Genomic DNA, 10,455 nt, shown 5'->3' on the forward strand with positions numbered 1-10,455 from the left:
GTATGACCACCGCATGCGAGTTCCCCACAGTCCAGGTGACCACCGCGCCCCGACTGGTGACCGGCCAGTTCGGACGGTTGCTGGTGATGGTGTTCGGGTCCGGGTTGAGCATGTACCTGCTCACCTCGGTGGTCCCGCTGTACCTCGCCGCGAACGGATCCGGCGGGATCGGCGCCGGGCTGTCGACCGGCGCGATGATGCTGGCCGCCGTCGGGACCGAGCTGCTGGTCCCGCGGCTGCTGGCGCGCTGGGGCTACCAGGTCGTCCTCGGTCTCGGACTGATCCTGCTGGGTGCACCGTCACTGCTCCTGCTGGTCACCGCGTCGCTGCCTGTCGTTCTCACGATCTGCGTGGTGCGCGGCGCGGGGCTGGCGATCATGGTCGTCGGTGCGGTCGCACTGGTCGCCGACGTGACTCCCGACCGGCGCCGCGGCGAGGCGTTCGGGATCTACGGACTGGCCGTCGGAGCGCCGGCCGTCATCGGACTGCCTCTCGGGGTCTACCTCACCAATCTGGTCGGCTTCGGTGCCCTGTTCGTGCTTGCCGCGGCCAGTTCCCTGCTGGTCCTCGGCATGCTGGCCGGGATGCCCAAGGCAACCAGCGAGGAAGAACAGCACGTGAAGGTGCTGGGCGGCCTGCGCGGCAGCGGTCTGATGATGCCGACGTTCGTGTTCGCCGCCGTCACCGTTGCCGCGGGCATCAGCGTGACCTTCCTGCCCCTGGCTGTGGCCGAGGACAAGCACTCCCTCGTCGCCACCGCCCTGCTGATGCAGGCGATCACCGCTCCCGCCGCACGCTGGCTGGCCGGTCGGTACGCCGACCGCGTCGGCCCGGCCAAGCTGCTGGCACCGGCGTTGATCCTGGCGGCGGCGGGTGCGGGCTCCCTCGTCCTGATCGGCAGCACGGCCGCGATCGTCGTCGGCTCGACCCTGTTCGGTCTGGGCTTCGGCGCCGCGCAGAACCTCACGCTGACGATGATGTACGACCGAGTCCCGAAGTCCCGCTACGGCCAGGTCAGCGCCCTGTGGAACCTCGCGTACGACGGCGGCTGGGGCGTCGGCGCCATCGTCTTCGGCGCCGTGGTCGCGGGCACCGGCTACTCCGTCGCCTTCGGCCTGACCGCCGCCATCGTCGCGCTCGCGATCGTTCCGGCGGTCAAGGCGTCAGTAGCAGCCCGCTCGTCAGCGCGCCCTGCGCAACGTTGACCACCGGCCCGGCCCCGGGTACGGCGAACCGGACGTAGGCGCCGGCCGGCGTACCTCCGAACAGATAAGGGGCGATACAGATCGGTACGGCGTCCTCGTGGACCTCGCCGGTGGCGATCTCGACGAACTGCATGGTGAGCCGGTCGACCGAGACGTACCGCTGCAGGATGTGCCCGCCCTCGACCAGCGCGGCATCCAAGGCTTCCTGCCAGGTCTGCGCGGACACCTCCGGCCCGACGACGACGCCGACACCGCCGTAGGAACCGGACGGTTTCAGGACGAGCCTGCCCTGGTCCGCGATCGCCCGGTCGCGCAGGTCCGGCGACAACACCTCGGTTCGCGGGACATGCCGTCGCACGACCTCGGCATCGTCGGCGGACATCGAATCCAGGTCCGCCCAGAGCCAGGCGAAGATCGACTTGCTCGCCAGCAGCCAACTCGCGGTCGGAGTGAAGACCCGAACTGTCTTGGATCGGATGGCGGCGCCCAGGGCGTCGAGGCCGGGACCAGGGGTGGTGCCCTGGGGGACGAACATCCGCAGTACTGCGTCGATCGGCCCGTCGTCGACGAGCAGCCGGCCGGCGTCGTCCAGAGTCAGCCACTCGACCGGAAACACTCGCATATCCAGGCCCAGCTCGCGGCCGCGCTCGCTGAACGGCTCGAGCAGTTTGATCATCGCCAGCCCGTCCTGCGAGCCCGGATACGTGCCGCCGGTGGTGAAGATCATCGCCAGCCGATCCGTCCCGGTCAGCTCGAGCGCCGACCGGAGCGCCTCGTACCGCGCGTCCACCGCAGACGGCGGCGCCGCCAGCCCGATCCCGTCCAGCACCGGATCCCCGTCGTACGCCGCCAGGAACCGCTGGGCGACCCCATCGGAGTCATGGGCACCACCGAGCGCACTGTCGATATTGGCCTCGACGACGTACGGCGTTCCGTCCGCGAGCAGGATGTCGGCCCGGACACCACCGAGCAGGTCCTCGGTCACCGGGAGGTCCTCGTCGAGCAGGTCGATGTAGCCGGCCGGCATACCGAGCGCCTGCCGCAACTCCCCGGCGGTCGACGCACGGTGCAGGCACGCGGCCAGGATCAGCCGGGCGACAGTCGCCGAGATGTCGGTGAACCGGCGATACGCCGCCGCGGACATGATCGGCGGCCGCAGCGGCCGCCACTCCTTGTTGTGCGTCGCCACGCCGTCGTACACCTGCTGCCACGCATCAAGCCCCCGCGCGACCAGTGCCGTACGCACCGACTCCGGCAACTCGTTCCACTGGTCCGTCATTGTTCCTCCAGTACGGCGTGGATTGCGGTGACCAACTGGTCCCGGCCGGGTTGCACGGCTCGGTCCAGCGCGAGGGCGAAGGGAAGCACGGCGCCATCCGGCCGGGTCACGCGGCGGGGAGGCGCGTCGAGATCGAAGCGTTCGGCAGCGATCGCCAGGATCTCCGCCGCGAATCCGCTCGTCCGGTTCGAGTCGTCGATCACCACGAGTCGCCGGGTCTTGGCGGCCGATGCGGCCAGACCCTCCACGTCGAGCGGATAGACCGTGCGTGGGTCGAACACCTCGACGGAGATCCCGAGCCCGGCCAGCTCGTCGGCGGCCGCCAGTGCGTCCTGCACAAGGTGGCCGAGGGCAACGACCGTGACGTCGTCGCCGCCGCGCACGACCCGGCCGACGCCCAGCGGGACTGGTGCCAGGGTGCTGAAGTCGACGTCGTCGCGGACACCGAGCGCCCCGGACGGTGCGAAGAAGACGACCGGGTCATCGTCCCGGATCGCCGAGATCAGCAGACCATACGCATCGGCCGGAGTGGCTGGGACCACGGTCTTCACACCGACGTGCGCGAACAAGGTGTACGGGTGGTCGGAGTGCTGGCCGGCCCACCCGGTCCGGGAACCCGAGCCGGGGACGACGTACGTGACCGGGACCTTGCATTGACCGCCGGTCATCAGCGAGAACTTGTGGGCCTGATTCGCGATCTGTTCGAAGACCAGGAACAGCAAGGACGGAATCTGGAACTCGATCACCGGTCGCATCCCGGCCAGCGCCGCGCCGGTGGCGAAGTTGGTGAACGCCTGTTCGGACAGTGGGGTGTCCAGGACCCGGTCGGGACCGAAGCGCGCGAACAGTCCGGCCGTCACGTTGGACGCCGCGGCCCGGATGTCCTCGCCGAGCACGAAGACCGTCGGGTCGCGCTCAAGCTCATCCCCGAGCGCGCGGTTGAGTGCCTTCAAATAGGACAGTTTGGGCATCAGCGCAGCACCTCCGGCGAGGCGTACAGAAACTCGAGAGCGGCCGCCGGATCTGGGTGGGCGCTCCCCAAAGCGATCACGGCGGCCGCATCGAGCAAAGCCTCGACCTCGGCATCGACCACGGCCCGGTCCTCGGCCGCCAGTCGTGCGCCCTGAATCTCTACTGGGTCCCGCGACCGCCCAGCGGAGATCTCCTCGGTCGAGCGGTAGGTGAGCCGGGCTCGGTGCTCGAACGTGTGGTGCGCGTCGAATCTGTACGTGGTGCATTCGAGAAACGTCGGTCCCTGACCGGAGCGGGCGCGCTCGACCGCGACGGTGGTTGCCTCCAGCACCTTTTCCGGATCCTGGCCGTCGACCGTGACGGCCGGGATCCCGAAGGCTTCGGCACGGGCGGTGATGCTGCCGGCGACCGCGGACGCCACCGGCATCGTCGTCGCGTACCCGTTGTTCTCACAGACGAAGATCACCGGCACCTGCCACAGAGCGGCCAGGTTGAATGCCTCCAGCAACATGCCCTCGTTCATCGCACCGTCCCCGAAGAAGGTCGCGGCGACGGTGTCCCGGCCGAGGCGGCGATGGGCCCAGGCAGCACCGGTCGCGATCGAGCCGGCCGCGCCGACGATCGCGTTCGCGCCGAGGATGCCCAGGCCGAAGTCGGCCGCGTGCATCGAACCGCCGCGGCCCTTGTTCAACCCAGTCTCCCGGCCCATCAGCTCGGCGAGCAGCCGGGCCGGGTCCGCACCCCGGGCGAGCACATGTCCGTGACCGCGGTGCGTGCTGGTGATGACGTCCGTGTCCGTCAGCGGCGCGCATACCCCGGCCGCGATCGCCTCCTGGCCGATGTACGGGTGGATGCCACCGACGATCTCCCCGGACCGGACGAACTCGACCGCCCGCTCCTCGAAGCGGCGGATCAGGCGCACAGTCCGGTAGAGATTCATCAGCGGTCGGCCCACAGGGTCGGGCAGTAGTCGGGGTCGGCGTAGTCGGGGTGGCCGGCAGCGGTACGGCGTACCAGGACGTCGTGGTTGTACGCCGCCAGGGTCCCGTCGGAGAGGGGGAACTCGCGGTAGTGGTTGGCGCCGTCCTGCAGGTGCAGGGAGACCGCGCGACGCGGGCGGTCGCTGACGTTCGCGCCGCTACCGTGGTAGGTCCGGCAGTGGTGGAAGTTCATGTGCCCGCGCGGGATGGTGATCGGGACCTTTACCACCTCGGCGTTGTTGTACGCCGCGTTCTCGGTCAGCATCTGGTCCAGCTGCGACCGGTCCCGCTCGGCGAAGTGGCGTACGACGGTGTCGTCGGAGCCGATCTCCTGCCAGCGGTGGCTGCCGTCGACCATCGTGATCGTGCCCATCTCCGGTGGGCAGTCGTGGAACGGGATGAACGCGGTCAGCATCCGGTCCGAGGCCGAAGACGACCAGTAGTGCTTGTCGAAGTGCCAGGGCACGATGTTCGACGGCTCGCCCTCGATCGGTGGCTTGTAGATCAGAGTGGACTGGAAGATCCGGATTGCGGCGGTCTGCGCCAGCCGGGCCGCGACCGCGCCGATCAGCGGCTTGCGCAGGATCTTCGCCAAGCCGTCGTGCTCGTAGTGCACGTAGTCGTTGTGCCGCTGGACGTCGCCCTTCGACGGGTCCCAGTACGCCAGCTTCGACGGGGCTGTCGGCAGAGTGCGGTCGCGTTCGCCGGCGTAGTACCGCTCGCTGGCGTTGACGAGCTCGTCTGTCTCATCGTCGGTCAGCAGCTTCTTGGACAGGTACCAGCCGTGCTCGTGGTAGAAGGCAACATCCTCGTCCGTCGGCAGCAGCTCGAGCTCCTGCTCCGACAGCTTGAACTCCAGGGTCATGCGTCAGCTCCCGCCAGCTCGCGTTCCTTGGCTTCGTAGAGGGCCTTGATGTTGCCGCTGCCGAACGTCATCGCGCCGCGCCGCTCGATGATCTCCAGGAACAGCGTGCGGCGGACGTGCATCGACTCGGTGAAGATCTGCAGCAGCTGACCCCAGTGGTCCCGGTCGACCAGGATCCCCAGTTCCTGGAGCTCCTCGATCGGGGTCTCCACCTCGCCGACGCGCTCCGGCAGAGCCTGGTAGTAGGTCGACGGCGTACCGAGGAAGTTGACGCCGCGGCCCGCCAGCGTGCTGACCGCCTCGACGATGTTGCTGGTGCGCAAGGCGATGTGCTGCACCCCGGCACCGGCGTGCCAGCTGAGGAAGTCGTCGATCTGCCCCGGACGGCGGCTCGCGTCGGGCTCGATCAGCGTGAACGTGACGTGCTTCGACGGGCTCTGGACGACCTTCGACTCCATCCCCTGGCCGGCCACCTCGATGTACTCCTCGAAGATCCGCGGGAAGCCGAACACGTCCTCGTAGAACTTCGCGGTCGGCTCGAGCTCGCCGGACGGCACACAGATCGCCAGGTGGTCGATCTCGCTGAACAGCTTCTCGTCCGGGCCACTCGTCGGCTCCGAGATGTGGATCCGGCCGGGCAGGAACTCGTGTCGCGGTCCGTGCCGCTCGACCAGCCGGTGGATCACGTCCCCGAATCCGCCCACCTCCGCGATCACCACGGACGCCTCGCCGCCGTCGTACCGGACCGGCTCTCTCAGGCCTTCGGCGCCGCGGGCCACGAGTTCGCCGTACGCCGCCGTGGCGTCGTCGACCTCCAGACCGACGATCGCGACCCCATCCCCATGGCGCTGCACGTACTCCGCGGCCGGATGATCCGCGGCCAGCCCGGACGTCAGCACGATCTGTACGGCGTCCTCACGCAGCAGTAGCGACCGCTGCTCCGGCAGACCGGTCTCGGGGCCGCCCTGGCCGTGAATCTGCAGGCCGAACGCGTGCCCCAGGTAGAACGCGGCCTGCCGAGCGTCGCCCACATACAACTCCACATGGTCGATCCCGTGGATCTCCATCACACCCTCACCTCACTGTTGGTCTCTCGCCGCTCCGGCGTGGTGGTGGTGCCGAGGAGCAGGCTCACGTTCTGGCCGCCGAACCCGAACGAGTTCGACAGTGTGTACTCCGGCCGCAGGTCGCGGGGTTCTTTGCGGACGTGATCCAGCGGGCAGGCCGGATCCGGATCGTCCAGGTGGTACGTCGGCGACACCAGGCCGGTCGTGATCGCGAGGGCCGCCGCGGCGGCCTCGACCACTCCGGAGGTGCCGAGCATGTGACCGGTCAGCGCCTTGGTCGAACTGACTGCCGGGGTGTGGTCGCCGAATGCGAGCCCGATCGCGACCGACTCGGCCACGTCGCCGAGCTTCGTGCTGGTCCCGTGTGCGTTGATGTAGCCGACCTGGCTCGGTTGTACTCCGCCGCTCGCCAGAGCTCGACGCATGCACTCGGCGGCACCCATGCCGTCGGGCCGGGGAGCAGTCGGGTGGTGTGCGTCGGAGTTCACGCCGTAGCCGGCCAGGTCGGCGTACCCGCGTGCTTGACGTGCGGCCGCATGCTCCGTGGTCTCCAGGACGAGTAGTGCGGCGCCTTCGGCCAGCACGAATCCGTTGCGACGTAGGTCGAACGGGCGGCTCGCCTCAGTGGGGTCGTCCCAGCCCCTCGCCAGCGCTCGTGCATTGGCGAAGGTTTCGGCGAAGGTCGGGAACAGCGGCGCCTCGCTCGCGCCGCACAGCACCACGTCCGCTTCACCGGATCGGATCAGCCGGACCGCGTCCGCGATCGCCTGCGCTCCCGAGGCGCACGCCGTACCGACCGCGGAGGTGTAACCGCGAAGACCGAACCGGATCGCGATCCGAGCGGCCGGCATGTTCGGCAGGATCCCTGTCAGCAGGTAGGGACTGACCGCAGCCCGGCCACGTTCGGCCCGAGCCAGCACCTGCTGCTCGAGCGTCGCCATCCCGCCAACCCCGCCGACGATCACCCCGATGCGGTCGGGGTCAACGTTTTCGCCGATGACCAGGCCGGCGTCGTTCAGTGCGTCCTCGGCGGCCAACTGAGCGAGGATGACGGTGCGGTCCATCACCTTGCCGTCGGGGCCGGAGGCAATCTTCCCGGCGTCGATCGGCGGGAGAATGCCCGCCAGCTCGATGGAGTTCGCGATCGGGTGGTCCGCCGGTGGTTTGACGATGCCCGATCGCCCGTACAGCAAGGCGTCGTACACCTCGGCGACACCGCGTCCGACCGGAGTGATCAGGCCCATTCCTGTGATGGAGACAGCGCCGGTCATGCGTCTGCTCCTGTCAAGCAGGTCCGCAAGGCGACCTTGCGGACCTTGCCGGTGACTGTGACCGGGACCTCGTCCGACCCGATCGCGGTGACTTTGCGAATGATGGCTGCTACCTCCTCGCCTACTGCCGACTTCACGGCGGCTGTGCGATCGATGGGCTCGGCGTCGGAGGTGAGTTCGATCAGGACGTCGGCGACGTACCTGCCGTTGTCTGGCGTGATGATGACCGTGCAGTCGAGTACTTCGGGGAGGGCGGCCAGGATGCGTTCCTCGGAGAGCGAAGTGAAGAGTTGCGGGCCGTCGAAGCCGGCGACCGCGTCGGGGATGCGGTCGAGATGGAAGTAGTGGCCGGTGTCGTCGCGGTAGGCGAGGTCGCCGGTGAGGAACCAGCCGTTCAGGCGGAAGCGGTACGTGTTGACCGAGTCGTTCCAGTAGCCGGGTGAGACGCTCGGGGACCTGAAGCCCAGCAGGCCAGGCTTCCCCGGTGGCAGCTCCTCACCGGTCTGCGACAGTACGGCGGCCTCGGCGAACTCGTACGGCTTGCCGATGCACCGGCCGTAGTGATCGCTGTCGATCGTGTGCGTGATGTGGAAACCGTTGTGGCCCATCTCGCTGGACCCGAGGCCATCGATGAAGTGCGAGCCCTTGACTGTCACGCGACCGTCGCGGGTGACCGTCTCCCGGGTGCCGACGGCAACCAGTTTGCGGATGTGCGGTTCGTGGGCGCAGTCGCCGGTGTTGAACCACATCCGGACCGAGTCGAGGTCGTGGCCATTCAGATCCTCGCGGGCAAGACCGGCCCAAGTCACGGCGAATCCGTAGACAGAGTGGGGTTTCCAGCGTTCGATGTGGTGCAGGACGTTCGGCGCGTCCTGGCTGGACAGCAGCAGCATCTCGGCCCGGTTGCCGAGAACTTGATTCACCATCAGGACCGTTGCGGTGTGTGGGATCGGCAGGGCGTTCAGGATCCTGTCGGTGCCCTGCGCCTGCGGCATCGTGAGCAGGTGCTTCAAGGCGGCGTACAAGGTGGTGTGGGTGTGCATCACTGCCTTCGGTACGCCGGTTGTGCCGCTGGTGTGCGTGATCACGACAGGGTCGTCGGCGTGGTGGCGACAGTGCTCCGGCGCCTTGGCCGGGTCCGCCGTACCCAGCTCTCGTGGCTCCGCGAGGATCGGTGCCTCGTGCAACAACCCGCGATGTGCTGCATCCGCGAGTACGCCGGTGGCGCGGAGGCGGCGGATGAACTCCTCGGCGATGGGTGGGCTCATCCTGCCGTTCATCAGCGCGGGGATCGCGCCGACGCGGGTCAGCGCGAGGAAGCTCAGCACGATGTCCTGCGCCTCGGTGGCCCAGATCGCGACCACGTCCCGGCGTCCGATGCCGTGCTCGTGCAGCCACGCCGTACGGGCCTGCACTCGCTCGTCCAGCTCGCCGAGGGTCAGCGGGTGCTCGGCCGGGTAGTGGTCGACGGGTGTGTCGAAGGTCAGGCCGGGACCGTTCAGGTCGGCGCCGTGGGCGATGACCGTGGCCAGGACGTTGCCGGTTCCAATCGCCGGGTCTGCGGCGAGGCGGGCTCTGAGGCTCTTCATGTCGGGTCTCCCCCACTCACGATCCGGGCGGAGGCCTGGTCGGCGCCCACCTCCACGATCAACACCTGGTCGGCGTCCCCATCGCCGATCAGCAACGCGGCCTCGTCTTCCCCGCCGTCGGTCACACACACGACCGGGCCGCGCAGGTCCCACTTCGCCGCGATCCAGCCGGCGATGCTGTTCGGCACCGACTGGAAGAAGAACAGCGGGCCGATGCGCTTGCCCTCAGCAACGGCCTGCCGGACGTGGTCCGCACTCACACTGTCCCCGTCACACACCAGCACGATCCCGGTCCGTACCGTGCGCGGTTCCGTCAATCGGCTCAAGCAGCGCTCCGCCACCACCGCGGCCATCGGGTTGAACGCCGACACCACGAACCCCGGCACCACCGGCGGCCCTGCCGCGATGTCATCACCCGGCTCCGGCCAGTAGCCCTCACCGCGCACGACGAGGTCATGAACTTCCAGCAACTCGCTCATCCCGCCCGCACCACCAACGCGGTATTGGCTCCACCGAACGCCGAGTTCACCGTGATCCCGTACGCCGACGTGGCCGGCCGCGGCGCATCCAGAATCAGATCCACCGCACACGCAGGATCCACGTCCAGGAACCCCGCATTCACGGGCAACTTCCCTTCCCGCAAGGCCTGCACCGTCACCACGAACTCCACCAACCCCGAAGCCTCCAACGCATGCCCATGCAACCCCTTCGTAGAACTCACCGCCGGCCCGCCCCGCCCGTCCTTCCCCGTCTGATGGGCTGACCCATTCGATGGTGGGTTGGCCAGCGGGATTCCGGTGGGCAAACCCACCACCTCGTTGGCTGACCCACCAGACGGGGGTTGATGGTTGCGGGTGGAGGCGGGGTCGAAGACGTGGGTGATGGCGGCGGCCTCGGCGGCATCGGCCAGGGGGCTGCCGGTGGCGTTGGCGTTGAGGTAGGTGATGGCGTCTGGTGGTACGCCGGCCTTCGCCAAGGCTGATCGGATCGCGGTGGCCAGGCCTCGGCCATCTGGGGATGGTTGGCATGGGTGGTAGGCGTCGCCGGTGCGGGACCAACCCAGGAGTTGGGCCACGCCTTCGCCGGCTTGGAGAACTACTGCGGCTACTCCGTCGCCCAACAACAAACGGGACTGCCCCCGGTTCGGTTGACTCCTGATCTGTGAGGACTTGGTCCTTGCTGGAAGGATGTTTGTCGTGCCGAAAGCGTTCCCTGAGGAGTTCCGAC

General features: G+C 68.5%; 10 protein-coding genes. 1 reads left to right on the top strand and 9 read right to left on the bottom strand.

Going from position 1 to position 10,455, the window contains the following annotated elements:
- Nucleotides 1–2 precede the first annotated feature (2 nt).
- On the top strand, nt 3–1,205 hold the full coding sequence (locus E0H75_RS40135) for an MFS transporter (protein ID WP_131518971.1): 1,203 nt from the start codon (nt 3–5) through the stop codon (nt 1,203–1,205).
- Here the strand turns inward: E0H75_RS40135 and E0H75_RS40140 are convergent.
- The 9 genes from E0H75_RS40140 to E0H75_RS43790 are packed head-to-tail and all read right to left on the bottom strand — an operon-like array spanning nt 1,156 to nt 10,303.
- Nucleotides 1,156–2,484 carry a glutathionylspermidine synthase family protein gene (locus tag E0H75_RS40140; RefSeq protein WP_131518972.1) on the bottom strand — a complete coding sequence of 443 codons (1,329 nt, stop codon included), beginning with the start codon at nt 2,482–2,484 and terminating at the stop codon, nt 1,156–1,158. The two genes, E0H75_RS40135 and E0H75_RS40140, sit on opposite strands and share 50 nt — an antisense overlap.
- Nucleotides 2,481–3,455: an alpha-ketoacid dehydrogenase subunit beta gene (locus tag E0H75_RS40145; RefSeq protein ID WP_131518973.1), complete on the bottom strand. Its 975-nt coding sequence runs from the start codon at nt 3,453–3,455 to the stop codon at nt 2,481–2,483. The genes E0H75_RS40140 and E0H75_RS40145 overlap by 4 nt, the downstream gene beginning before the upstream one ends.
- The gene (locus E0H75_RS40150; protein WP_131518974.1) at nt 3,455–4,396 is read right to left on the bottom strand and encodes a thiamine pyrophosphate-dependent dehydrogenase E1 component subunit alpha; all 942 of its coding nucleotides are present in this window, start codon (nt 4,394–4,396) and stop codon (nt 3,455–3,457) included. The genes E0H75_RS40145 and E0H75_RS40150 overlap by 1 nt, the downstream gene beginning before the upstream one ends.
- Nucleotides 4,396–5,301: a phytanoyl-CoA dioxygenase family protein gene (locus E0H75_RS40155; RefSeq protein WP_131518975.1), complete on the bottom strand. Its 906-nt coding sequence runs from the start codon at nt 5,299–5,301 to the stop codon at nt 4,396–4,398. The genes E0H75_RS40150 and E0H75_RS40155 overlap by 1 nt, the downstream gene beginning before the upstream one ends.
- Nucleotides 5,298–6,368 carry a 4-hydroxyphenylpyruvate dioxygenase gene (hppD, locus tag E0H75_RS40160; RefSeq protein WP_131518976.1) on the bottom strand — a complete coding sequence of 357 codons (1,071 nt, stop codon included), beginning with the start codon at nt 6,366–6,368 and terminating at the stop codon, nt 5,298–5,300. The genes E0H75_RS40155 and hppD overlap by 4 nt, the downstream gene beginning before the upstream one ends.
- Nucleotides 6,368–7,639 (bottom strand): beta-ketoacyl-[acyl-carrier-protein] synthase family protein, encoded by a 1,272-nt coding sequence (locus tag E0H75_RS40165; protein WP_131518977.1) that lies wholly within the window; start codon nt 7,637–7,639, stop codon nt 6,368–6,370. The genes hppD and E0H75_RS40165 overlap by 1 nt, the downstream gene beginning before the upstream one ends.
- Nucleotides 7,636–9,228, bottom strand: coding sequence for a class I adenylate-forming enzyme family protein (locus E0H75_RS40170; RefSeq protein WP_131518978.1), 1,593 nt, complete (start codon nt 9,226–9,228; stop codon nt 7,636–7,638). The genes E0H75_RS40165 and E0H75_RS40170 overlap by 4 nt, the downstream gene beginning before the upstream one ends.
- The gene (locus E0H75_RS40175) at nt 9,225–9,707 is read right to left on the bottom strand and encodes a beta-ketoacyl-[acyl-carrier-protein] synthase family protein (protein ID WP_131518979.1); all 483 of its coding nucleotides are present in this window, start codon (nt 9,705–9,707) and stop codon (nt 9,225–9,227) included. The genes E0H75_RS40170 and E0H75_RS40175 overlap by 4 nt, the downstream gene beginning before the upstream one ends.
- Complete coding sequence (locus E0H75_RS43790) at nt 9,704–10,303, bottom strand: beta-ketoacyl-[acyl-carrier-protein] synthase family protein (RefSeq protein WP_238163552.1); 600 nt, start codon at nt 10,301–10,303, stop codon at nt 9,704–9,706. The genes E0H75_RS40175 and E0H75_RS43790 overlap by 4 nt, the downstream gene beginning before the upstream one ends.
- Between the last annotated feature and the right edge of the window lie 152 nt (nt 10,304–10,455).

It is taken from the genome of Kribbella capetownensis (genome assembly GCF_004331485.1).
Taxonomy (GTDB): domain Bacteria; phylum Actinomycetota; class Actinomycetes; order Propionibacteriales; family Kribbellaceae; genus Kribbella; species Kribbella capetownensis.